Below are 26343 nucleotides of genomic sequence, written 5' to 3'. Positions count from 1 at the left end.
ATTGAAATAATTGATTTGCGAAACAACAGCAACAGTTGTTTATCGCAGCATCTTCATCATAGCATTATTTAACTTCAAGTATAAAACCTTTTCTCTATAACCACAGTTATATTTACATGGAAAACTTAGACCTATTGATAATACCCGCAGCTAGACAGGGAGAAAACGAAGTATTAAAAGAGCTCATTAGCAGGGGCGCTGATGTGAATTTCAGGGATGAGAAAGGTTATACCCCGTTGATCATTGCCTGTTACAATAACCATTTATCATCTGCAGAGATACTTTTGGCTGCTGGAGCAGATATAGATGCTGCAGACTATGGCGGCAACACAGCGCTGATGGGCGTTTGTTTTAAGGGTTACCTTCCTATTGCAGAACTGCTGATCGCCAGGGGTGCTAAATTAGATCTTCAACATGGGAATGGAGGAACTGCCCTTATGTTTGCAGCCATGTTCGGCAGGAACGACCTGCTGAAACTCTTACTTGAAAAAGGTGCAGATCCGTCGCTTACCGATATCCGCGGTCAGCGTGCTGCAGAACTTGCCGCAATGCAGGGTAATGAAGAAGGACTTGCAATTTTACAGCATTAAGATCTGCCATCAAGTAGTCCTTTTACCAGCAGTTTCCATTGAGGATAGGATAAACCAAGCTTTGCACTAAAACCAACAATGAGATTCCGTGTTCTATCGATTAAAATTCCTTCATCGGTATTCGCCTGCTCATTCCTGCCATGTTCCTCTGCCCATACAGTAATCCCATCTCTGCGGACAATAAAGGTGGAAGTGGCATGGTTTTTTAAAAAATGAGCAGTTTGTTTATCGTTATTAAAAGGTGAAGGACATGGACGGACACACATACTGATCATTTCCTGATCACCCTCATGGTCTTTTTTAATTTCTTCAATCATTACCCAATCAAATCCATCTCCTGATACCGGACCTGGCCCAGGGATATCTATTCTAATGAAATCTCCCTTTTGGGCTGATCGCATAGCTTCTTTCCCTTCAGGCGCAAAAATCTTAAAGTCTGAAAGTCCGGAGATTTTACTCCATTCATTCACTTCAAGTAATCTTTTTGCAGCTATTGAGAAAAATTCCTGCGCCTGAATGAGGTTGCTTAACTTACGTTCTTCAACTACATCCATCTGGCTTCCAATAACCTGTTGGGGAACCAGGCTGTTCTTTAATTTTTTCATTGTCTTTTCTCTATAGAACCATCTGTTCTTGCGCATGGTTTGATTATTTATTAAAACTTAATAAAACCAGATATGAAATAGCCAATAAAATTTACGGAGACATAGTTGAAACACGATCCAAAATAGCGTAAGCGTTATTTGGCAGAACAGAAGCATAAAAAACAAAATAACGTACTAATCTCTTCTAATTAAGTAGGGTATTAACCGAATCTAAAATATTGTTCAAATCGAAAGGTTTGGCAATAAATTGATCTGCATCTGCACCCATTGCGATCTGTTCTCCATCCCTGCTGGCTGAAATTACAATAACCTTCAGATCATCATGGCCTGAATGGCTTCTTAATTGCCTCAGTACCTCCTGCCCTGAAAGCCTTGGCATCCACAAGTCAAGAATCAATAAATCTGGTTGTTCCTTATCTATAACCGACTGTACCTTTAAACTATCATTTACCGAAATCACCGTATGTCCTACTTCTTCCAGAATCATTTCCAACACATCAATAATCCCTTCATCATCATCGCAGATTATGATTTTCTTTTTATCCATTCGGTTCCTTTCCTGCCTTAGGTAAAGTAAAACTAAATATAGAACCTTTGCCTATTTCGCTTTCTACCCAAAGGGTGCCGTTATGGTTTTTAATAATCTGGTCGCAGATATAAAGACCTATTCCCATACCTGGAAATTTCTTCTGGATTTCTACTCCCCGATAAAACCGTTCAAAAACTTTTTTCCTATCTTCAGGACTCATTCCCAATCCAAAATCCTTTACTGATACCTTTACATAATCACTTACGTTGGCGATGTTCACTTCAATTTTCTCAGAATCTGGCGCATATTTAATGGCATTTGACAAAAGGTTGCTCACTACCTGGGCAATATGCGACTCATCAGCCATCACGCTTGCCCCGGTTTGGCCATTAAGTACAATTTGGTGACCAGGAACCGTAGCGCGCATACCTTCAACGGCTTCTGCAATCATGACATCGAAATCGAATTTCGCCATGTGTAGTTCCATATTACCACTTTGAATACGCGAAACGTCGAGCAGTTCACTAATTAGCGAATTTAACCGCTCTACGTACACAGATACTTTACCAAAAGTCGACAAAAATTTCTCACTGGCATTTTGTGGCATAGCGCGTTCCAACAGCTGCACATAACCTTTTATGGTAGTTAGCGGTGTACGAAGTTCGTGACTGGCAATTGATAAAAAATCATCCTTCCTAATTTCTACCTCACGCCTTTCGGTAATGTCTTCTATAGCCAGTAGAATCTGGTCTTTAAATTGCCCCTCAAATTCTACCCGATAAGCATTCAGGAGCATTAGTTTCCTTCCAATATGCGGAAAATCATGCTCAACCTCGAAATCAACAACAGGATTATTGGTCGGCAGAATTTTAACGAGTAAATCGCGGAGCTTCGGAATATCCCATTGATGGTTACCTAAATCATATAACTGACGACCCACTGTTTCTTCTTTACTTACCTTAAAAGTCCTCAGAAAATGATAATTTGCACTCAGCACATTAAAATCAGGATCGAGCACTAAAAGACCCTCGCGCACTGTTTCAATAATACTCGATAGAAATGCTTCGCTTTCGCGGAGTTCTTTTGTGCGTTCCCTGATCCTCTTTTCCATTACCAATTTCTGCTGCCGCAAATCTTGCTCTGCATTCTTTCTCGAGGTTACATCATTCTGAACACCTATAAAATGGGTAACCTCACCGTCTGGATTTTTAACCGGCGACATATAGAGTTCGTTCCAGAACAGGTCTCCATTCTTTTTATAATTCCTGATTTCTACCCGGCATTCTTCACCCTCGGTAATACACCTGGCTAAAATTGCCCTTTCTTTTTGGTTTCGGTCTTGCGCCTGCAGAAACCTGCAATTATGACCTATAATCTCCTTCCTGGAATATCCTGTAATATTTTCAAAGGCCTTATTGCAATAGATAATTGGGTTGTCTGGCTGGGTATGATCGGTGATAATTATGCCAGAAATAGAGGCATCCAATGCCATGGTCATCAGCTGGAAATTAGATGCGCCTGCATTTCCTGAAAGTTCGAATTTTCGATTATTTGATGTTTCCAATTGATCAGTATAAAATGTGAGTATCTGACTTATATTTTAAATAGTGATTTAATCACGCTTAATGAAATTAAATCCATCTTATAACCCATTAAGCGATATTTTGTTTTTTCTTTACAACTAAAATACGGTGATATTGCCAAAATATGGACGACTGTTTAAGATCATATCTGTGGGATAAAAATAGAAGAATCAAGAATATTTTCTCCTTTCCTGACCTGGTTTTGTGGCAATGTGAAATCTAATTAGTTTAAATATCCTGCTAAAATAATTTTTTTCAAAAACAATTTGGAAACTACGTATGTTAAAAATCCACACCTACCTAAAATGACTATAAAATCGGTTAGTTGAAAATCGATCCGGCTGCCGGTATTTCCGGCAGCCTAAGTTAAACACCGCAGTTGTCAGTCTGAGCGTAGTTGAAGACTTCTTGAGATTGATAAATCGCAAATAAATGCCCTTTCACTACGCTACCATTAACAAACTCCAATAGAATGGTCGTCATCTCGACCGGAGCAACGCGAAGTGGAGAGATCTTTGTACTATTTATTGAAATCAAATTTAAAAGATTTTGCTTCGCAGAGCCTTCGGGTTCTCCAATACGGTTGAAACGATACTTCGAGACCATTCACCTTTTTATCCATCTGTCCATTCATCTTGATTTTTATACAATCCCTCACGGCGACATCTTTTTACGATTTATCCCTTACTTATTTACATTGACCTGGTAGCCTGCCTTGCAAAACTGAAACCCATATAGTTAGCCATAAATGATCTTTTTATGCTGACTTAAAATGGCTAAAACATTTTCCAAAAAATTAATGTTTATCTGCAAATAGTTCCTTTGGAGGAAATGTAATCACTATTATAACGCACAGATTGAAAAAAATAATCAACAAACCTGCAGAAGGAAAGCTTATTTATCGCATTTTGCTGATCCTTGCATTAGGCGTACTGCTTTTGGCCGAAGGCTTTTTCGGTTTCAGGCTGCATGAATTATCGGAAAAACAGGAACAGATTAAACATGATTATTCCAGGGTAAATAACATTACCTATGGGCTGTTTTCTGTACAACAGTGGAAAGATAAGGTAGCAGACATTGTTCACCACCAGGTTTCCGGGCTAAAAATAACCAGCAAACAAAAAAAGATACTACAGAGTGAAGTTGAGCAGGTATTGCTGGCACTTATTGATAAGGCTGAAACCCTGGTAAACAAACCAAAAAAAACCATCAGTGGCAAGATCCAAAAATTTGCCATCAAAAATTTTGTCAATTCTGATAGTATCCGCGCGCAGGTACCTGCCTTTGCCAGAAAAATCATTGCAGAAATAGATAATCCAAAAAATAAAAAGCAACTGGGCCGAATGGCTTTGGGTGAGTTTAATGAAATAGCCAAAGAGGAAAGCCAGGATACGGCATTTGTTGCTAACAATGCCATAATGAAAAAAATTTATCACCGTTATAACGTATCTTCTAATCAACAGCTAAACCAAAAGCTTAGCAGTACATTAAGCAACATTCGACAACAAACCTATTACTATTGTTTTGGCATGTTAAGCTGCGTAATTGTAGTACTTGCATTCTGGTGGCTGCTACGCAAACGCACAGATTTGCACACCACGCTCTTTATTATGTCGTTATTATTCGCTTTCATCCTTTTAGCTGTAGGCCTAACTGCATCTATGATTGAAGTTGATGCCAGGATCCGCTCTTTGGATTTTGTTTTACTAGGAGAACACGTAGTTTTTAGCGACCAGGTACTCTTTTTCCAGAGCAAGAGTATTATGGATGTCGTTCGGGTATTGATCAGCCAATCCGCAATAGATTCCGTTCTGGTTGGTGTATTAATCCTGGCTTTCAGTATCCTGTTCCCGGTAGTTAAACTAACTTCGACAGGTGTGCACCTGCTGGGTGGCAAGAGGTGGGCAGAAAACGGGATCATCCGGTATTTTGCCTTTCAATCAGGAAAATGGAGCATGGCAGATGTAATCGTAATTGCTATTTTAATGGCATATATTGGCCTTAACGGACTGCTTGAAAACCAGCTGCGGGCATTAAACATTAATAATGATTCGCTGACTATCCTTACGACCAATAACACTGCCCTGCAACCGGGCTACATTATTTTTATCTGTTTTGTACTTTATGGATTGATCCTTTCGACAATTCTTAAATCTATTACTCCGCACGACGTGCATTAAATCCGAAAATGAATGAGCGAATTGCAAAAAGATAACACCAGCAGTCATAACCAGGTTAAGCCAGGTCGATCAAGATCAGCATCTTTTATCCTGATTGCAGCGCTTTCGCTGTTATTAGTGGTTGCAGCATACTGCGGATACCGTTTCAGGACACTTGCCTATGAGCAGAAGCACATTAAAGAAGATTATAGTCTTTCGAACAACATCACTTTTGGTATATTTTCGGTTGACCGTTGGGGAGATAAAATATCAGCAGTGGTTGATCGCCGGGTAAAGGGCTTTAACCTCACTAAAAGCCAGAAAGCTGATATGCAGCAGGAGGTTGAAAAACAGTTGCACGGTATGGTTAATAAAGCTGTGGCAGAATTTACCAGGCCTCAGAAAGGGCTTGGAGCGAAACTCAAAAAACTTGCTTTCAATACATTTGTCGATGTAAAAGAGATCCATGCACTGGTTCCATCTTTCTCCCGTACCATCGTTACCAAAGTAACCAGCCCTAAAAGCCTGAAAAAGTTAAAATCTGTAGCGGTGGGTAAACTTGATGAACTGGAAGCACAGACTTACGACTTAAGCGATCAAACCATCTCATCCGTAGAGCATAGCATTTATCAAAAATATAAAGTAAACAATGCAACTGCATTTGACAAAGTTGTAAATTCAAAACTTAAGCAGATTAAAGGGTTAAGCTATCAATATGCAATAGGTATGACCGCTTGCATTGTTATCGCCCTACTGCTCTGGCTGATATTGCGCAAGCGGGTAGATAGTGAGGTTGCCCTTTTTGTTATCTCATTGCTTTTTGCATTTATTTTACTTGCAGTAGGTGTATCTTCCCCTATTATTGAAGTAGATGCCAGAATTAGTACTCTTGAATTTGCATTGCTTGGAGAAAAACTTGTTTTCACCAATCAGGTGCTCTTTTTCCAAAGTCAGAGTATACTGGGTATTATTGGTACATTGGTAGAACAGCCTAAACCAGATGCGGTATTGGTTGGCATACTGCTTATGCTCTTTGTGGTGATATTGCCGCTGTTACGTCTGATTGCCCGCGGGCTGCAGGTATCTTGCACTAAGATACTGGGCGACTCTAAATTCATCCGTTTTCTGGCATTCGACCTTGGCAAATGGGATATGGCAGACGTTATGGTAGTGGGGATAGCAATGACTTACATTGGCCTTAACGGGATATTAAAAAGCCAGTTATCAGGGCTTAATATCGATACTGAGGCCTTAAAAGTGGTTACCGTAAACAACTCAGCACTACAGCTGGGCTTCTTTATCTTTGTTGCTTATGTAGCTTATAATATCATATTATCTTCCATTCTCAAACGCATAGATGAACAAAATGGCCCCTGCAATTAGCAGAGATTTTAAGTTAAAATGGATAGGCATCATTGCTAACTAACCATTCGGAATGCCCTTTATTATTCACTTAAAGTTAAAAAAATCAAGTTAAGGTTTTTAATCTTGTGACTCCGGTAAATTATCAAAATTATTACTTTTGTATTTAAAGGGATATATCAATGCGAACGAGTACCAACACTTCCAGTTTTATAGCACTTGCACCAATACCGATCTTTATCATTGATCCCTATTCACTGAAACTGGAATATGCAAATGCCCGATTTTTAGATTTAGTGAATGGAAGTCTTCAGGAAATTGAGGGACTGATTATTAATGACATCCTTGGTCAGGATTTATCCTTAGCGATCTCTGCCTTCTTTTTGCAGTTGGAAAATGCTTCAAACAATACTTCGATTCCCGTACAGATTCCTGATATAGAGAGCAATATAACGCCATTTTCAAGCTACAGTTATTTTGCTAGTACATTTGAAGAAGCACACGGCACCAAACTGAAGATTGCCGTTTGGTTAATTGCTAAAACTAAAGTTACAACGGAGCCCGATATATCCATCACGAGTGATCAAACCCTTGTAAAACAGGAATCTGGTAAAGAAGTCCTGTCAGATATGAAACCGACAGAAAAACGCCCAAACATTGAATATGTACAAGCGGTTGGGGAAAGCCAGCAAATAGAAACTGACAATTTATTGATTTCTAATGGCGATATTAAAAAAAGTGAATCGGCGGAGGCGCAGCAAGCTTTATCAGAAACCTGGATAGAACTGGAAACCAGCCGGGAATGGTTTAAAAATATGGTTCACTCCTCTCCTGTTGCGATGTTGATTACCAAGGGTGAAGACATGGTTTTTGATGTGATTAATAATGCCATGCTAAATTTGATTGGCAGGGATTCCTCTGTTTTAGGAAAACCCTGGTTTGAGGCTATCCCCGAATTGGTTGGACAACCGGTTGTAGATGAACTTTTTTACGCGTACCGCACGGGGCTCGCCCATCATTTACCAGGTGTTGGCATATCACTAATAAAAAATGGTGAATCTACATTGGGTTATTATGATCTGACTTATACACCTCTGAAAGAAAATGGGAAAGTAATCGGGCTGATGCAGACGGCCACCGACATCACCGAATATGTTACTTCAAAAGATAAACTTCAAAAGGCATACGAACAAATCAGGTTATCTAAAGAGGCAGCGCAATTAGGCACTTTCGATATGGACATGGTTACTGGCCGATTGCAATGGGACGACCGTTGCCGGCTTTTATTCGGGATAAGCCATTCCGATGAAGTAGATTTTGAGCGGGATTTTTTAAATAACCTTCATCCGGAAGATGTAGAAAGGATAAATTCGATTTTAACCCACGTTTTTGACAAACAGGCCAGTAATGGTATTTACGATGTAAAATATCGCACCATTGGATATGAAGATAAACGCCTTAGGTGGATTAGAGCCAAAGGACAGGTTTATTTCGATGCAAACGATAAACCATTGAGGTTTATAGGTTCGGTGCTGGATATTACAGAGCAAAAAGAAGATGAGCAGCGCAAGAATGATTTTATTGGCATGGCGAGCCACGAGCTCAAGACACCGCTTACTTCGATAAACGGTTACCTTCAGTTATTGCAATATCATGCCCGTCTGCAGAGTGAAAACAGGATGCTTTCTACGATTGACAAATCCCTAAACCAGGTTAAGCGGATGACCCGTATGATCGATGGCTTTTTAAATGTATCGAGACTGGAATCAGGAAAGATAGCGATTGATAAGCAACAATTTGAAATTACAAACTTATTGAAGGAAGTTTGCGAGGAAACCATGACTTTGACAAAAGGTCATCGTGTAAACCTGCACCTCAACAATGAGATTATGGTTAATGCAGACCAGAACAAATTAAGCCAGGTGCTTCAAAACCTGATTGGTAACGCCATTAAGTATTCTGATCTGGGAAGCGAGGTCAACATAAAATACGCTATTGATAATGACCATATTATCATCAGTATTATTGATAAAGGCATCGGGATTAAGCCAGAACATCAACAAAAACTTTTTGATCGATATTACAGGGTTGAAAATGACAGCACCATAGCAGGGTTCGGGATAGGGCTGTATTTGTGCGCAGAAATTGTAACCCGTCATCATGGAAAAATATGGGTGGAGAGTGAATTTGGGAAAGGCAGTACGTTTTCTTTCAGTATTCCACTGAGCACTTCGAGCTAAATACCAGAACTCATCTGGTTCAAAAACGACCAACCGGAATGGCAAAATTTTATGATTATCCGGGTAATAGTATTTGATAAAATAGTTATCGAACATATAACTGAGCGCAGATTGATACAAAGAGCAGCATTTATTAAAAATTTTAGAAATGAGCAGTTCAACTCCTGTGGCAGACTACAGTCCTGCTATCTCTTCAAATCCTCGCTGCGCTGTGGGCTTTTCGTTCTATCGGGTTTATGATTAACGGGAGGTACAGCTAAGCACCATGCAAGCCCAAATAGCAGCACAAACCCAACTAACTAAACGGGATTGAAGTGGTAGCTCCCGATTTTTCATCGGGACTATAACGGAAAGCCCGAATAACATTAAAAAAGCTACAAATGCTGCTTTCCAAAAAACAGACAGCAAATATACAGCTGAAAATAGATTGGTACGGAGAGCAGCATCGATTAAAGATTTTGGAAACGAACATTTCTGCTCCAATGTTGGACTTTAATCCCGCTATCTCTTCAAGTCCTCGCTCATTCCTCGTTCCATGAAATGGACAAGTTTTGCAGTTACGGTTATTTCATTCCTTCTTTCATCCCCTTTTCAAGATACTCCATTGCATTTGCCACATATACCAATGGGGCATTCCAATTGATGGCAATTTCATTACTTGCATAAGAGTTGGCATCATCCAGGTATGATAATTCTGGTTCGGGATCATATTTCAATCCATCTTGTTTTTCCCGGTTAGGCCCTCCAACCAGCAACCCTGGAACAGGTTCAGCAATACCATCTGCAAAAGACAGGCGATGATGCGGGTGCATAGGTGATTTATAACCAATACCGGTTACAAATGAATAACCCGTGGCATTTTTACCCAAAACGTAATCCAGATTACTAACCGCAGCATCGAGATAAACATCCTTTTTGGAAAATAAATAACTATTAATCAGTAATATGCTTTGATTCATAGCTGAAGAATTACTTCCCCAGGCAAAGTCGTAAAGCGAGGCGCCGATTACGGTATGATATGGGCCTGTTTTAAAAGCAGCCAAGTAGCGATCAGCAAGTGTGAGTATTTTCTTCTTCAAAATACTGGTTACACTCTTGTAACGCTCAGGTAACTGCCCCTCGCATCTAATCAACGTGTAATATCCCAGTATGCCTACATTACTCCAACTGGGTAGGCTTACCGGATCATTTAAACGGGCAAAAAAAGCATCAAAATACGCTTGCTCTCCGGTTGAGGCCAATAGTTCTGCAGAGGCCCAGGTCCATTCATCTTCTAAGTTCTTATCGCCATAAGTGCCCGTGGTTACTTTAAGGTCTGACGTTTTGTTGAGCAGATCCTGATCGTAAATAACGCTTGGATTATTTAGCGACCAACGCCAGGCATTCCTGGATGCTAACAGGCAACTATCTGCCAGTCCGGGATATTGCTCAGGAAAATGTTTAAAAATACGATAAGCCTGTGCGGCAACAGCGGCTAAATTAAGTGTAGCTGCAGTACCTTTCGCCACTACATAACGTTTTGATAAGGCCTTATCTGGCATCACCATGTCGTCGAAATCCAGGTTGGTACATTTATGATAAACTCCGCCATCAGCAGGGTCCTGCATTTTGAGCATCCATCGCAAATTGTAAACAGCCTCTGTTAAAACATCTGGAACTTTGTTTTTTGCATGCGGAATATGCACCTCCTGATCCAGGAAATATTCAGAAAAATCTTCATAAGCTGAAAGTAAGGTTGAGGTAGAGATCCCACTGTTAACAACATATTTATTGTAATCTCCGGCATCATACCATCCACCAGCAACATTAATTTTACTATCGGCCTTCCGGTTTTTAGAAGCGGCCGATGGATGAATATAGACTGAAGTATCCGGATGCCCGGCAACACGATTCCATTTCCCTGCATAGTTTACATCCAGTGCAGATGAGGCACGCTGATAATAGAATGCTTTTAATGCAGCTACTGCAAGATCGTGGTGCACCCCCTCTGCAATCCTAAAAACAGGAGAGTCAGAAACTCCGGGAATACGGATTATGTATTGGCCAGGTTGATTGAAGGCACTAAAATCTGCTATCCTGGTTTTAATTTTCGAGTAGCCGGTAACCTTTGGTTCAGATAATACACCCGTGTACACTGGTTTTCGGTCTGGCATAGATAACAACTCGAAACCATTAGCTGAAACTGCCTGGAGTACAACCGCACTTTTTTCCAGCTTTGGATAATAACCTGACTGGTCCAGAACAATCTCCGGGGGCTATTTGTTGAGCAGTAGCCGCAGTTGTAACCAGCGATAACAATATTAAAAACCACCTATATACAATGCTATTCATTATAACTACAAATATTTTTCAAACTCAGATTGCGTAATCACTTTCAGACTTACATCATCTATAAACATGGTGCCAGTAACATAACCGAGCGCGAACAACAATTTTATTTGCGTAACACCTGGCGGAATAATATATGCTTTTTCGTATAACTTCCAATCTTCGTCTCCTGTAACTGAAGCAATGTTGATTCCTTCGCCTATTTTAGTACCTTGTTTGTTAAGGGTTTCGAAAAGAAATAATGCCCCATTCCATGATTTTGTTCCGGTACTCACTGCATCTGCTTTAATCTTCGCACTCATGAGTATATACTGGGTATTTTTAGGCAAAAAAACGACCTGATGCATACCGGTCCATTTAGAAGAATCTGAAGAAAATATAGCGCTACTCATTTTCCCGGAGCTATACATGTAAGGCGTTGCCTTTGCTGAATAATCAACCCACCCATCCAACTCATTTTCAAAGCCACCATTAACCACCAGGTTTTTTTGTGCAAATACGGTAGAACTAGTTACCAGCATGACGATGCCAACTAGCATATATTGTATTAATTTCATTGATTAATTATTTAAAATTATAAATCCAAAGGTTGTATCTACTACCATTGATAGATTTCGAATAAAAAGGATCGTCATCCCGATCCGATAGCAATCGGATGTACCGCAGCGAAATGGAGAGATCTTTTGAGACAGATTTCTCGACTGCGTTGCACTACGCTCGAAATGACGATAACTCTAGGAAGCTACCTCATTAAGCTAAAAGATCTCCTTAAACTAGTACACTCCAATATCATCCAGGTAAATGGTTTCCGGTGCGTTGCCACTCAATTCCTGAAACCCGATCCAACTTAGACTTGCAGGTTTGCCCGGATGACTCGCATTCTGGAAACGATCCAAAGGAACTACATAATTAGTCCACTTGCCGGCATGCAGTACAACACTTACATTACGGTTGTCAAAATCATCTAATGCAACCTTTACCACTTTACCTTCAGTACCCGCTGTGCCATAAATAGAAAACTTAACATAGGTTTTGTCACTTAGATCAACAGCGTTATTACTGCCTACTGCATATCCTGCATAACTTCCGGTATAGGTAAGTTTGATTGAATGGGTACCGCGTTTTACCATCTCGGTACTATTTACGTCAGCGTTAGCACCTCCAAAATTGAAATCGTAACCAGCTGTTATTTCATCATCATAAAATAAATGGCTGAATCCAAATGGCAGTAATATTGGAACCACAACACCATCGTAAGATACATACGGACCAGTACCCGTGCCACCTGGAGTAGTAACACTTACTGCACCAAGCGCACCTGTTGGAACAGTTACCTTAAGTTCAGTACTGGTTGAAGAAATTACCCTGGCTTCTGTTGTACCGAATTTAACACTTGATACCTGATCAAAACGCAGGCCGGTAATGGTAATTACATCACCTGGATTACCGGCAAATTGACTCAAATCACTAATCGCCGGAGCAGGTTGTTTAATACTAAAATTAAAGGAAGTAGTACCAGATGAATTGGTCAGTGTTAATTTCCCTGTTTGATTGATCCAGGTGGCGGTTGTTGGGATCATCACCACAATGCTGTTATCACTAAAAAGAGCAGTATTAAGATAGGCTGATGCCCCATTAAATTCGACTTTGTTGGTCGATTTCAAATTTACCCCTTCTATAACATAAGTAACGCCAACATCGCCGGAAGTAACTGTTGAATCCAACGGGGTAAGGTTACTATCTCCTGGCCTTACTAAAGTACGAATCCTAGTAATGCTAGGTGCGCCCTGTCCTTCTTTGTCTTTTTTGCAGGAAGTGGCAAAGATCAGCATGCAAAAGATGCCAATCAGATAAAGGGCTATAGTATTTTTATATAACGTTTTCATAATAGCTTATTTAAAATTGTAAGGCACCGGAGCCAATAGTAATTTAGGATTTAGAATGGTTTCTGTTGTAGGATAAGGCAAACGGAAATTGACATCGGTTGGGGTATACTTTTGTCCCCAGATTACAACAGGTGTAGTGTTGCTGTAAATTCCTCTTTCCTGGTTAGAGATAATGGCAATTGCTTTAGGATGCGAGGTCACATTAAAACCATCTAACCTACCCAGATCAAACCAATAATCAGCCTCGAAAACGAACTCCATGCGACGTTCCTGATAAATATCCTGGATGGTAATCGAAGTTTTAGGGATTAAGCCGGCCCTTCTTCTGATTTTGTTAAAAGGTATCAACGCCGCATCATCAGAAGTACGATCGGCACCAGCAAGCACAGCTTCTGCTTCAATTAACAATACATCGGCATAACGCATTAGATAAGTATTATTACCTGCAGAAAATGCTGCGCCTTTACCGCCATTATCTGCAGGTGTACCCACTACATATTTTTTAATAAATGCCGGCATCCCTTGGGCAACGGCTCCGGCAGGTAAAGTGTAACCACCTTTAGCCTGGTTAATTTCAGGGTAAACATCGCCCTGCATCATCACTGTTGGCTTTCTCCTTAGATCGCCAGGCTCGAAAGCAGTAAGCAAATCTATAGAGGGCGTAACACTTCCGTAACCATCTCCCGTACCCGTAATTTCAGAGTTAAAGGCAAGGAAAGATTGTAAAGCATTACCATGACCATACGAAGATCCACCAAGCCATTGAATAGCCGCAACACTTTCTTCGTTGTTATTATTGGCCGTTTTAAATAAATCAGCATAGGTTTTGCCCGAAATATCTATTCCATACAATTTAAATTCGCCACTATTGATTACCTGCTCGGCTTTTAACCGAGCATTCGAATAATCGCGCATGTACAAATAAACTTTAGCCAATAATGCAGATGCTGATCCACTGGATACTTTACCCTGAGAAACAGAACCCGTTCTGATCATTTTATCACAATTATCTTCCGCAAATTTGAGGTCGTTGATGATAAACTTGTAAACATCAGTTACCGGGTTGGTATTAATCTGGTAATTGTTCACATAATCCAGGCTATTTTCGATAATTGGCACATTTCCCCATGTTCTTACTAAATAAAAATAAGCCATAGCCCGCATAAATCTCGCTTCGCCAATGGCATTATTAACGATTGGTGCAGGCACGCTGGCTGGCACTTTCGCCTTCAGGTTATTAATCAACGCATTAGATTGTGCAATTACACTATATAGCGAATTCCAGGCTGATGCCAATTGGGTATTATCTCCTGTTACAGAAAAATTCCCAAAATTGATCACATCCGGAGAATACGTGTGTGCGTTGCCACTTAGCAATTCTGAAATACACCAGGACGCTTTGGCATTCCAATCGAACCATGGCGAATTATATAAAGCAATTGTACTGGCCTGAACCTGCTCGGTATTTTGGTAAAAATTATCAGCACTGAGCGAATCCTGTGGAGGAATATTAAAAAATTCTTTTTTACAGCCCGCGCTAACAATGGCTATAAAAATAAAGCTGTATATTAAATATGATTTCATTTTGTTCAATAATTGTAGGTCACTAAAATTGTGCATTTATCCCAAAAGTGATGGTCCTGGCAATTGGATATCTTCCCAGGTCGATATTATTTAAAATGGCACTCTGGTTCATCGCCCCGATTTCCGGATCATAACCCTTATATTTTGTAAAGGTGTAAAGGTTTTGTACGCTTGAGTACACTTTTAAATTGGAGAATTTAAATTTCCTGATCCATGAAGCAGGTACCCTGTAACCCAAACTAACATTCTGGATGCGCAAGAAAGATCCACTTTCTACATAACGGTCTGATACAAACAGATTGGGGTTATCAATACCGATTTTAGGTGCAGGAATGTTGGAATCAGGATTTTGTGGTGACCAGAAATTACTATATGCCGCATATTGATTCTGATATACTGCAGCCAGGTTGCCCATGGTATTGTTTAACAGGTTCATAATTTTGGAGCCGTAAGATCCGTTCAGGAACAAGGTAAAATCAAAAGCTTTATAACTAAAAGTATTGGTAATACCATACGTAAATTTAGGATTTGGATTTCCGATTGCTGTACGGTCTTTTTCGTTTATTACCCCATCACCATTAACGTCTTCATATTGCACATCGCCCAACCAGGTACTACTGCTATTGTTGGCAATGCCACGGCCAAACTGAACTGGAGCAGATTGAAGCTGCGCTTGCGTTTTAAATATTCCCTTTACTTTATAACCATAAAATTCACCTACTGATCTGCCTACCACAGTACGGGTAACCGGAGTTTGAAGGTAAGCATTGGTTACTGTGCCAAAAAGTTCGGTTAGGCCGTTACCAAGTTCTTTGACTTCGTTGTTATAATGTGATAGCACAACACTTGTATTCCATTTGAAATCGCCTTTTTCAAAATTGCGCGAGTTAATATTCAAATCAAAACCTACGTTATCAATTTTTCCAAGATTTACATACGGAGGATTAATACCGCCCAAATAATCAGGACCACCCACTAAATAGGCTGGAAGCGTAAGCTGGAATAAGAAGTCTTTTGAAGTTTTTTTGTAAACATCTATACTTGTGCTAATCCTACCGTTTAAAAAGCTCATATCAACACCACCATTGTATTGGATAGAGGTTTGCCATTTTAGTGATTTATTATCGATCCGTCCGGCAAGAAAACCAGTTCCCAAACCCGTTTGTGAAGATCTTAACAAAGAGCTGTATAAATAATTGGGAACATCCTGGTTACCCACCTCTCCGTAACCCAAACGGATCTTAAGCCCGTTTACAACCTTATTGATCCCTTTCATAAATGGTTCTTCAGATAATTTCCAGGAGGCCGCAAATGATGGGAAATAACCAGATTGAGACCCTTCAGCGAACTTAGAAGTCTTGTCTTTTCTGATTGTTGAAGTAAGGCTATATTTAGAATTATAGGTATAAATGGCACGTGCGTAAACCGACTCCTGGCGTTGCGTACCAATATATTCATCATTGGTAGCTGTTACAGCCTGACCTAAATTCAGTGATTGTACATCGTTACTGTAAAATCCCTGGCGTGTTCCTTCAATCCCTCTCCAGTTTGACTGCTGCACCTCGTAACCTAAAATGGCACTAAGGTTATGCTTTTGACCAAAAGTCTGGTTGTAATTAAGATATTCTTTCCAGATTAAAAATGTACTTTGCTGGAATCTTTCCTTTAACGACGCGGTAGGATTGGTAAAACGGCCCCAAGAATAACTCGGCGTAAATACATTATTATCTGAGAAATTAAAATCACCTCCAAGTTCCGATCTTAGCGACAATGGCTTAAGAAACTTAATTTCGTTATAAATATTGGTGTTGATATTCGTCCTGTTCAGCTTATTTTTAATTTGCTGCGCCTGGGCCACCGGATTTAATGCAGCAGCGGCAGCAAGTGGATCAGATAAAGGAGGACCAGTATACGAACCATCAAGGTTAGTTACAGCTAAATCAGGAGCCTGCAATAAAGCATTGTAAATGATCCCGTTATTATCACTGGTCACTACATTTTCTGCAGACCGGCTTCCGGTTAAGGTAATTCCAAGTTTAAACCATTCCTTTACCTGGGCATCAGCATTTACCCGAAGACTATAGCGGCGAAAATCTGAACCGATAACTGTACCATCCTGCCCGAGGTATCCACCAGAAATGTAATAGTTTAGTCCCTCTTTACCCCCGGAAACAGCTACCTGATGACTCTGCTGTGGTGCAGTTGTAAATATTTCCTTTTGCCAGTTGGTACCCTCTCCCAATACTGAAGGATCTGCAAATTCGACCCTTCTTCCGGTACCGTAAATATCACCCAGTGAATTTTGAAGTGCTGCATACTGGCGAAGATTCATTACATCCATATACCTTGCCACACGCTGGAAACCGTAATAACCATCATAATTTATCGAAGAATTACCGCTCCTACCCCTTTTGGTAGTGATGATAATTACCCCATTTGAAGCCCGGTTTCCGTATATTGCTGTTGCAGATGCATCTTTTAGTACATCAATCGACTCAATGTCATTTGGATTGATCAAAGATAACGGACTTACGGTAGTCTGCGAATTGGCATTAGAAGATGAAGCCTGTAAAGGAGATCTTCCGCTGGTACTCTGATTGCCCGCATCGCCTGAAATCGGCACACCATCTATCACATATAAAGGCTCATTACTACCGCTTAAAGAGGTTACGCCACGTACACGTACAGATGTATTGCTACCGGGTGCACCAGAATTTTGCGAAATCGTAAGTCCTGAAGCTCTGCCCTGCAGCATTTGATCGATACTGGTTTGAGGCACATTGGCAATATCGGAAGCTTTTACAGACGAAATAGATCCATTAAGATCTGTACGTTTTTGAGTTCCGTAACCAATCACCACCACATCAGAAAGTGATGTAGTCTGTGCCTTAAGTACCACATTCAGTACGCGATTATTGCCCGGACTAATCTCCTGGGGTTCCATCCCAACAAAAGAAAATACGAGGGTCGTCGATCCGGCAGGCAGCGAAATCTTGTACTTTCCATTGATATCTGTGATGGTTGATTGTTTAGTCCCCTTCACATTAACGGCTACCCCGGGAAGCGTTACCCCTTTTTCATCACTCACCGTACCAGAAATCTCTATATCCCGAACGGAGATAGATGTAAATGGCGAATAGGTATTCTTTTTAAGAATAATTGTTTTTTTGATGATTTTGAAATCGAGATTGGTATTTTTTAAAACCACGCCCATTACCTGCTCAATAGGCATGTCGGTTACGTTAAGGTTTACTTTATATTTATCGTCAATATCAGCACGTCTGAAAAGCAAGTGGTAACCACTCTGTTTTTCTATTTGCTTTAAGATGGAAATAATGTCAGAATTATTCTGTTTAAGCGTTAGATTCTGACTGAAGCTGCTAGCGCTAACCTGCATAAGGGTAAGCGTAAAGAAAAGCACTACGAGTCTCATTGTTAACAGGATTTGATAAGAATCACGGCGCAATACCTGCCTGATCCTAAAAAATAAATTCATATCTTTATGGAGTTTTGGTTAAATTATAATGTTGTCTAAATCGGATTGTAAGTAACCTTTACAATAACCGGATGTGGTGCAAACACTATCCGGTTTTTTCTTAAAAAGCATAGTTACGCCTTCACATTATACAGTATTGTAGTAGTTTCTCATGTTTGAATATTTATTTGGTTAAAATTTATTTTTTACCGATTACGTCTCTTTAATCGATTATAGTTAGCACATGTCCGTTCAATTCATATTTTAATCCTGTAAATTGAAGCATACTTAACAACTCTGAGAGTTCTACATCTTTAGATATTGTTCCTGTATAAGATATTTTAGAAGGCGTTCCTTTAAATACAACCTGAATATCATACCATCGGACTAACTGCCTGGCAATTGCTTTGATCTCCATATCCTTAAAGATGAAAAGGTCGTTTCTCCAGGCCATTACAGTTTCCAAATCGCAATTATTATTCACGTTTATGCCAAACGGATCTACCAGGGCTTGTTGTCCGGGTTTCAATAGCTGTGAAAATTTACCAGATGATAAATGGATACTGCCTTCAATTAACGTTGTTTTCTGCTCGGCCTCATCGTCATAAGCCATTACGTTAAAATGCGTACCCAGTACCCTAATTTCCGTTCCACCCGATTGTACCTTAAAGGGCTGATTAGGATTCTTGGCCACTTCGAAATATACTTCGCCTGTCATCTGCACAACTCTTTCAGCGCCCTTAAAAGCAGTTGGAAACCGCAAGCTTGATTTCGCATTTAACCAGGCTTTACTTCCATCAGGCAAAACAACGCTGTATTTCCCACCAAGCGGCGTGGTAATCTTATTAAAGCTTATTTTTGAAGATGCAGATCCGGTATGCATTTTATAGCTGAGTTCGCCTTCAGCTGTTTTTACAACACTAACGTTTTGCTGGTCGGCCAGTGCACCTATTTTAGCTTCGGTTAATACAACTGCAGATCCATCGTCTAATGTCAAAACCGCCCTGTTACCACCCGGTTTTATATGAATCGATTGATGTAATTTTGTATTTTGATTTTGCAGGTGTAGTTGCGAACTATATCTCCAGGTCAGCACCGCGCCCAGAACCACAACGAGTGATGCTGCTGCCCATAACATGGTACTTATACGTATTGATTTTTTAGGAACTGATATTATCTTTTGCTGACCTTTAGTTTGGATATTGAGCAGAATGCGTTCAAAAATTTTATCTTCCACGAGTTTGCGCTGGTCATCAGAAAGACCGGCAAGATCTTCAGGTACCTCATCCATACTATCAAACCATTGATCTACTTCTTTTATTTCACTAACAGTACAATCCCCGGAAAGATATTTTTTAAGTAGGGAAACGGCTATTGATCTGCCCATGTTGATATGTAGTTATATTTGGTTCGTTAATAGTATAGTCGGATAGCCTGCCACTTCCCCCCAAAAAAAATAAAAAAAATTTAAAATGCATCCCGGATGTGTGGGCGAATTTATTTAACGGAGTAACCAGGCAAAACCAGAAGCAATCAAAATCACCTTATAATGCACCCTAAAGTGCTTTAAGGCATTGGTAATATGGTTTTCAACAGTCTTTTCAGACAGTCCCAGTAATTCGGCAATTTCCTTATTAGATTTGTGCTCTTTCCTGCTGAGTTCAAATACCCTTCTGCATTTGGCGGGTAACTTCGAAATCACTCCGTTGATTCCGTTTTCCAACTCTTTTATAAATATGGTTTCTTCAGTGGTATTTGTAGCCTCCTGATAACTAAATGAAAGCAGTTCGAGGTAATTGTTCCGGGTAGCCTCCTTAGCCAGATAATCAATAATAGAATAGCGGATAGCAGAATGGAGATAAGCCTTTAAAGACCCTGTGATATTTATTTTCTCCCGATTGATCCAGAATGTTGTGAAGAAATTCTGGATAATCTCTTCTGCGGCTTCTTTAGATCTTAATCTTTTATTGGTAATCAGATATAAATCATACCAATACCTGGTATAAATTCCCTTGAAAGCAACCACTTCGTTCTCCCTCAACATTACGATCAGTTCTTCATCAGTATGATTATGTTGGTTGCTCATAGCCAGTAAAATTATAAAAAAATTGAATCCAAAACTACGAACATAATGCCAGACCTGACGATATATTAAAATGCTGATATTTATGGCATTTCGCTTTGATGATTCTAAAAATCTAACCTATAATCCTGATTCAACCACAATAAAATTTCAACTACTTTCTGATGCTGATTTAGCAGTGAGGAAGGTGATTATGCCAACGTTCGCATGTAATTAACAGCGTCGATAGGATAGATATTCTTTTCTAAAAAATGGAGGCTGTGTTTTAAATATAGAATTGTCATCCAGAGAACCATGATTGCTCAGCAAATCTGTCCGGATAGATCTCTCCATTTCGCTACACTACATCCGATCGCTATCGGATCGAGATGACGATCATTCTATTAGACTGGATGGAACTCCAGACTCTGTCAATTATAGCCAGTGTCAGATGTTTCCATCTGACACTGGCTATAATTAAAATTCAGGATCAAAATTAAAGTAGATCGGATTAGATAGCGCCACCATTTTTTCGCTTAACCCGGCAGACTTTGGCACCTGAGGGTAATCAGTATTTTTACCTTCAACCGTAACACGGTAATAGGCGCGGCCCTTTAAATCTGGTGTATCGGTAAACTGAAAAGCAGGAACTTCACCGCTAACCTGAAAACTGTTCAGCTTTGCTCCATTCTTGATTACTGTAACAGTATATTGCTCTTTAGGTAATTTATTGCCAATCAATTGCACCTGAAACTTTATAGGTTTACCCTTTGAAACCGCATTATCACCCATCATCATTTCAAACTTACCATTGCCTCCATAATCAGCATAAAACTCAACTCTTGGCGCGAAAGGATTGGAACTTACAGCAGTTTTTCCATGATCTAAAGCATCTATAATCGCAGTAAGGCTACGTTGTTTGGCAAAAACCCATGTTGTTGGTGTACCTACATAATTAAATTCTGCCTGATATGTATTTGCACTTGGTTTTTCAGCTGCAGTAGGCACACCATGATGGGTATCGCTTCCACCTCTGCCTGTCATCATCCTGCCCGAAGAAAGCATGTCATCCCAAATCATTATTGCGTTGGCATTCTTCGGCCAAACAGCCGAATTCCAGACCTCTATAGACTGAACCAAATCGTACGAAAAGCCAAAATTATCTTTTCCGCTGGGATGATTTGCCGATAAATGGATACCTAAAGATTTTTTAACTTTCCCAATGTTGACGTCACGGGCATCTCTGATATCATAAAGACGTTGATGGTTGTATGGCTTATCAGAAAATACATTTCCATGTCCCCTGGTTGTTGTCCATTCGGCACCATAAAGCAAAAGCAATGAATCAGATTTAAATTCCGGATCCGCCCAGGTATGGTGAGCAACATCGCCATTAACATGATTATCATGGTCGGTTATGGCCAGATAATCCATACCAACTGACTTTGAAAAATTAATAATTTTCGCAATCGAATTATTAGATGATTCTATACTATGTCTTGAGTGTACATGTAAATCACCCTTTAGCCAAATTCCGTATGTATTTATTATTGCCGGAGGATTTACGGTTTCCTGTGCCTGGAGATAGCCAGCATTGAGCATTAAAATAAGGCAAATTAAAAAACGAAAATATTTTGATTGAATAGCCATAATCTGGTTTAAAGATAGAATTAAAAAAGAAGCTGTATCAAAAATCAACTTGTTTTGAGTTTTGTTACGTTGAGCTTAGCCTGTGCTGAGTTTGCCGAAGCATAGAAACGCTTTAAATATTTTTTTAAAGTCCTTCGACAGGCTCAGGATGACATTTTGCATTTATGATACAGCCTCCTGATTATTTGTTTGCTGCGTAATTAAGATTAAACTTTTACTAAAAATGCTTCAGGCATTTCTGCAGCTTTGAGCATGAAATTATGCAGCTCGTAATTTTTAACAAAAGGTTTTAAATTTTCAGATCCCGGACCAAACATCGTTAACTCAACATAATCTCCGGTATGGTTCATACCCGCCCATTGTACATCAGTATATTTACCCAAAATTTTGCCATACTCGTAAAATGGCAGGTTTGATTCATTATAAAGCTGCCCTGGAACAATATCCTTAAAGTGAACCAATAAAGATTTTACATCTTCTGATTTCATTTCAAAACCTTGATTTTCTTTGATCAAATCAATTATTTTCTGTTCGCTAAATGATTGATTAAGCTGAGCCAAAAGCCAGGTATTACTGTGTTTGAAGTTTTGAAGGCTATCGAACTTTTTGTTGGCTTCATCAGCATAAAACAAACCAGGGTTCGAATTACCATGATCTGTAGTGATGATCACTAAGGTTTCTCCATCTTTTTCAGCAAATTCTATTACTTTTCCAACAGCTTCATCAAAAGCAAGCTGATCGAAAATTAAACCGCTCAAATCATTTGAATGCGCAGCCCAATCCACTTTACCACCTTCAACCTGTAATGCAAAACCATCTTTATGATCTTTCATTAGTTCGATTGCTTTCATGGTCATCTCTGCCAGTGTTGGCGTCGATTTGATGAGTTCCTGGTCGTGTAGACGGTCGATCTCGTAAGGCATGCCATCTTCTGCAAACAAACCTAAAACAGGCTTTGATTGATCTAAGGCTAAAATTTCGGCCCTGTTTTCTGCAACTTTATAACCCTGAATTAAATATTTCGGAATGAGATTCCCACCTTCCCTTTTCTCACCGAAATATTTATGCCCGCCACCCATCATCACATCGAATTTCAGACCCAGATACATTTCTGCAATAATATCCTGACCGCCGCGGTTATCAATATTGATGCAAAAACCTGCCGGCGTTGCATGCGTAATGGGCACAGTGGTTACACAACCTACCTTTTTACCTTTTTCTTTAAACTTTTGAAGAATCGGTTGAGGCTTTTCTCCTTTCATGCCAACGTTTAGTGATCCGTTTCTAACGCGCATGCCTCCACCCCAGGATGAACTTGCCGCAGCAGAATCAGTAACCAAAGAACTCGCCGAAGCGGTATCCATCAGCGCTCTTACTGCTTTGTTATCTCTGTAAAGCCCCAACCATTTACTGCTTTTGCCAAATATGCGATTGGAATAGATATCTGCCATATTCAACGTTCCGATACTCATCCCATCACTTACCATCATGATGATGTTTTTCGCCTTTTTACTCCCAACTACTGGAGAAGCGATTACATCTTTCATACCCACAAAAGGCAAACCTAAACCGGCTAAAAAGCCTCCTTTTAATAACGATCTTCTGTTCATATCTAACTTACTTTTTAAATAAAGGGTTCGCTCTAAAGTATTTTCCATCAGCAAAACTGATGGCATAATCTGATTTAAAGTGCGTACTTTTTTTGTAGTAATCTGTTGTAATAATCTGGGCGCCCGATTTACAGGCGGCTTCGAAATCACTCCAGTCGTTATTTCTGGCTTGCTTCGTATCCGCATCGGCCCTGGTCCTGATGATGTAACCTTTCTTCACCAATTCAGGAATTTGCTCATCCTTCGGATTATTTCGAATCATTAAACCTGCTTCAGGCGTTCCCGGGTCTGCATTGGCAAATAGTACGCGACCCTTAAGTGAAGGATGCCCCTGAATATAGGTGGAGCGCTTTCTGTCTTTAGCGTCCAAAACGAAAAGGAATTTACCTTTGGCCTGACTAAGTTTCGGCCAGTTCTTGGCCAGCACAGCCTCTTCCAAAGTTTTATATTTGCCTCTCACCTCATCCGGACTTAAAATATGCTCTTTCCCTAAATTTTGAATAATCACAGCATCCAGTTCATCAAAAGTTTTACTTGTAAAGGGCTCAGGCTGCGTAAATCCTTTACGCTTTATCGAGTCATCTTTAGCTTCTAAAGTGATAAAAACTGGTGTGTGGTCCGGATTAGCATCTGACCATTTCTTTAATTGCTGTAATGCAATCACAAAAGTTAGTGCCGACGACCTGAAATCTAAATCCGGAACATGAAATACCTTGAATCCGGGTTTATTCATTTCACCGTCTTTATCGAATGCAGGTTGCCCCTTTACCTGTTCTAAACCTCTGGGATGGGCATATTTACCACCCTTCTCATCAGCATAAACATCGATTTCGAGATTTCTTAAACCCATATCCAATTGCTCGGGCATCGGAATATGTTCATAATCCAGACTGTTGGCGGCTACCGAATCCTGTGATTTAATAACATTGAACAGCGCAGGATTAATGGCTTGCTTATAACTGTTGTGCGAGCCGATAACCTGTATTTGATTGATTGGCAAATCGTCTTTTTTAGTAATTAAGGCAATTGCAGGTACAACCAGCAATAAACCAAAGCAGGTAATCAGTCTCATATTTTTAATTTTAGTAGCCTGGGTTCTGTTTTAAATTTGCATTCAGTTTCAGCTCATTTGCAGGAATTGGATAAATCCTCCTGGTGATGTCTTTATTCATAAAAAGCACATCATTCGGGAGTGGATATTCAGTTTCAAATTGCCCGAAACGGATTAAATCATTTCTTCTCCAGGCCTCCCAGCTAAATTCACGCGCTCTTTCATCAAGCAAAGTACTCAAAGTAACCGTTGTTGCGCTTTCAGCGCCGGCACGGCTTCTTATTTTATTAACTAAAACCAAAGGCGTTTGTAACTCACTGTTAACGGTTGTTGCTGTTGCACCTCTTAATATGGCTTCGGCTTTCATTAACATGACATCGGCAAGACGTAAAACCGGCATATCGTTTCCGTTTAACCTGGTTGCCTGGATGGCATTTGGATCTGGCCAGTATTTTACTGAGCGGACACCTTTTGCCTGATCAGCAACTGTATTACCTAAATCCATCGGTTTACCTGGTTTTAAAATAAGGTCAGGGGTAATCTCAATTTGAGTTGTTGTTCCTGCAACATAAACAGGTTTGGTTAAATCAGGTTTACGGTTTGCATCCGGCGCATATTGCTTACCAACCAGCCAGAAAGTTGTACGAATATCATTACTTAAGTTGAAACGGTTGAAATATTCAGGCGTGGTACTCATCGAAATACTAAAACCCACGTTTATTCCATAGGCTGGCGCCAGCGCAGGATAAAAGCCAAATCTGGTGATTTGATTTCCTGGAATCTGCTGATCATAAGGAATTGCAAAAATGGTTTCGTTAATCTGCGGACCGTTGTTTACATCGAAAATATCGCTATATTTTGCATCCAGACTATAATTGCTGTTTTTCAAAATGTTATCGGCCATGGTAACGGCGTCTGTATATCTTGGTTTGCCGGTATAAACTTCTGCGTTTAAATACATTTTCTCCAGCAAAGCATAAACCATTGCCTGTGTTGGTCTGCCGTAAACCAAAATCCGGTTGGTGTTATCCTTTACCGGTAATTGAGCAACAATAGCTAAAAGCTCCTTTTCTATAAATTCGAATACTTTTTCGCGGGTTTGATTTCCAGGAGGCGTACTCACCGGAAAGGCATCTATAATGGGTACGTTTCCATACAAATCCATCATAAAGTAATAATACAATGCCCTCATTGCTCTTATTTCAGCTATACTTTTAGCTTTTGAAGCATCAGATGCTACTGATTCAGTTGTAAGATTTATTAAGCGGTTGCAATTGTTAATACCGCCGAAACCCCACTGCCAGATATCTCTAACATTTGGATGATCAATGGTCCAGGTATGGTAATGCAACTGGCGGTACTGGCCACCATCATCAAAATTTCCATCACGGGCGGGCAGGATAGCCGCATCGGTAGAAAGTTCCTGCATTCTCCAGTAAGGCACGCCGTACTGTGATGATAAGTTAGAATACATGGTGCCAAAAAGTGCTGTATAATCTGCAGGGGTATAGGGAAAATTTTCTTTAACGTATTGCGATTCTACATCGACATCTAGCTTGCTGCACGACTCCATTACCATCAAACAGGCAAGAATATTAAACAGGATGATAAACTTTTTCATTTTCTTAT

General features: G+C 40.0%; 18 protein-coding genes. 4 read left to right on the top strand and 14 right to left on the bottom strand.

Features of this window, described 5'->3' with window-relative positions; all coding sequences use genetic code 11:
* Positions 1-116 precede the first annotated feature (116 nt).
* Positions 117-590 carry an ankyrin repeat domain-containing protein gene (locus ACQ86H_RS06310; RefSeq protein WP_431294192.1) on the top strand — a complete coding sequence of 158 codons (474 nt, stop codon included), beginning with the start codon at positions 117-119 and terminating at the stop codon, positions 588-590.
* On the opposite strand, the gene ACQ86H_RS06305 is transcribed toward ACQ86H_RS06310, so the two are convergent.
* The 3 genes from ACQ86H_RS06305 to ACQ86H_RS06295 form a co-directional block, all read right to left on the bottom strand.
* Positions 587-1195 (bottom strand): hypothetical protein, encoded by a 609-nt coding sequence (locus ACQ86H_RS06305; RefSeq protein WP_431294191.1) that lies wholly within the window; start codon positions 1193-1195, stop codon positions 587-589. The two genes, ACQ86H_RS06310 and ACQ86H_RS06305, sit on opposite strands and share 4 nt — an antisense overlap.
* Before the next feature lie 184 nt (positions 1196-1379).
* On the bottom strand, positions 1380-1742 hold the full coding sequence (locus ACQ86H_RS06300; RefSeq protein ID WP_431294190.1) for a response regulator: 363 nt from the start codon (positions 1740-1742) through the stop codon (positions 1380-1382).
* The gene (locus ACQ86H_RS06295) at positions 1735-3288 is read right to left on the bottom strand and encodes a PAS domain-containing protein (protein WP_431294189.1); all 1554 of its coding nucleotides are present in this window, start codon (positions 3286-3288) and stop codon (positions 1735-1737) included. The genes ACQ86H_RS06300 and ACQ86H_RS06295 overlap by 8 nt, the downstream gene beginning before the upstream one ends.
* An 876-nt stretch (positions 3289-4164) precedes the next feature.
* Here ACQ86H_RS06295 and ACQ86H_RS06290 point away from each other — a divergent pair.
* From ACQ86H_RS06290 to ACQ86H_RS06280, 3 genes are all read left to right on the top strand, one after another.
* Positions 4165-5487 (top strand): paraquat-inducible protein A, encoded by a 1323-nt coding sequence (locus ACQ86H_RS06290; protein WP_431294188.1) that lies wholly within the window; start codon positions 4165-4167, stop codon positions 5485-5487.
* 12 nt (positions 5488-5499) lie between these two features.
* A complete protein-coding gene (locus ACQ86H_RS06285) occupies positions 5500-6849 on the top strand; it encodes a paraquat-inducible protein A (protein ID WP_431294187.1) in 1350 nt (449 codons plus the stop codon).
* A 161-nt stretch (positions 6850-7010) separates the two neighbouring features.
* Positions 7011-9068, top strand: coding sequence for a PAS domain-containing sensor histidine kinase (locus ACQ86H_RS06280; protein ID WP_431294186.1), 2058 nt, complete (start codon positions 7011-7013; stop codon positions 9066-9068).
* A gap of 563 nt (positions 9069-9631) precedes the next feature.
* Here the strand turns inward: ACQ86H_RS06280 and ACQ86H_RS06275 are convergent.
* The 11 genes from ACQ86H_RS06275 to ACQ86H_RS06225 form a co-directional block, all read right to left on the bottom strand.
* The gene (locus ACQ86H_RS06275; RefSeq protein WP_431295346.1) at positions 9632-11281 is read right to left on the bottom strand and encodes a glycoside hydrolase family 9 protein; all 1650 of its coding nucleotides are present in this window, start codon (positions 11279-11281) and stop codon (positions 9632-9634) included.
* A gap of 123 nt (positions 11282-11404) precedes the next feature.
* Positions 11405-11953: a carbohydrate binding domain-containing protein gene (locus ACQ86H_RS06270; protein WP_138818223.1), complete on the bottom strand. Its 549-nt coding sequence runs from the start codon at positions 11951-11953 to the stop codon at positions 11405-11407.
* Between the two features lie 216 nt (positions 11954-12169).
* Positions 12170-13282, bottom strand: coding sequence for an IPT/TIG domain-containing protein (locus ACQ86H_RS06265; RefSeq protein WP_431294185.1), 1113 nt, complete (start codon positions 13280-13282; stop codon positions 12170-12172).
* Between the two features lie 6 nt (positions 13283-13288).
* Positions 13289-14866 (bottom strand): RagB/SusD family nutrient uptake outer membrane protein, encoded by a 1578-nt coding sequence (locus tag ACQ86H_RS06260; protein WP_431294184.1) that lies wholly within the window; start codon positions 14864-14866, stop codon positions 13289-13291.
* A 22-nt stretch (positions 14867-14888) separates the two neighbouring features.
* On the bottom strand, positions 14889-18362 hold the full coding sequence (locus tag ACQ86H_RS06255) for a SusC/RagA family TonB-linked outer membrane protein (protein ID WP_431294183.1): 3474 nt from the start codon (positions 18360-18362) through the stop codon (positions 14889-14891).
* Between the two features lie 202 nt (positions 18363-18564).
* Positions 18565-19728 (bottom strand): FecR family protein, encoded by a 1164-nt coding sequence (locus tag ACQ86H_RS06250; protein ID WP_431294182.1) that lies wholly within the window; start codon positions 19726-19728, stop codon positions 18565-18567.
* 114 nt (positions 19729-19842) lie between these two features.
* Entirely contained in the window at positions 19843-20427 is a 585-nt protein-coding gene (locus ACQ86H_RS06245) for an RNA polymerase sigma-70 factor (protein ID WP_431294181.1), read from the bottom strand.
* A gap of 453 nt (positions 20428-20880) precedes the next feature.
* Positions 20881-22053 (bottom strand): CehA/McbA family metallohydrolase, encoded by a 1173-nt coding sequence (locus tag ACQ86H_RS06240; RefSeq protein ID WP_138818228.1) that lies wholly within the window; start codon positions 22051-22053, stop codon positions 20881-20883.
* Positions 22054-22259: 206 nt separating this feature from the next.
* Positions 22260-23663, bottom strand: a complete 1404-nt coding sequence (locus tag ACQ86H_RS06235) for an alkaline phosphatase (RefSeq protein ID WP_431294180.1) — start codon at positions 23661-23663, stop codon at positions 22260-22262.
* A gap of 7 nt (positions 23664-23670) precedes the next feature.
* Positions 23671-24735 carry a phosphatidylinositol-specific phospholipase C1-like protein gene (locus ACQ86H_RS06230; protein WP_138818230.1) on the bottom strand — a complete coding sequence of 355 codons (1065 nt, stop codon included), beginning with the start codon at positions 24733-24735 and terminating at the stop codon, positions 23671-23673.
* Between the two features lie 10 nt (positions 24736-24745).
* Entirely contained in the window at positions 24746-26335 is a 1590-nt protein-coding gene (locus ACQ86H_RS06225) for a RagB/SusD family nutrient uptake outer membrane protein (protein ID WP_138818231.1), read from the bottom strand.
* Positions 26336-26343 lie beyond the last annotated feature (8 nt).

Source organism: Pedobacter sp. P26 (assembly GCF_050632135.1).
Lineage (GTDB): Bacteria > Bacteroidota > Bacteroidia > Sphingobacteriales > Sphingobacteriaceae > Pedobacter.
Note: the sequence above shows the minus strand (reverse complement) of the source record. Positions and strands in the feature narration are given on the sequence as shown.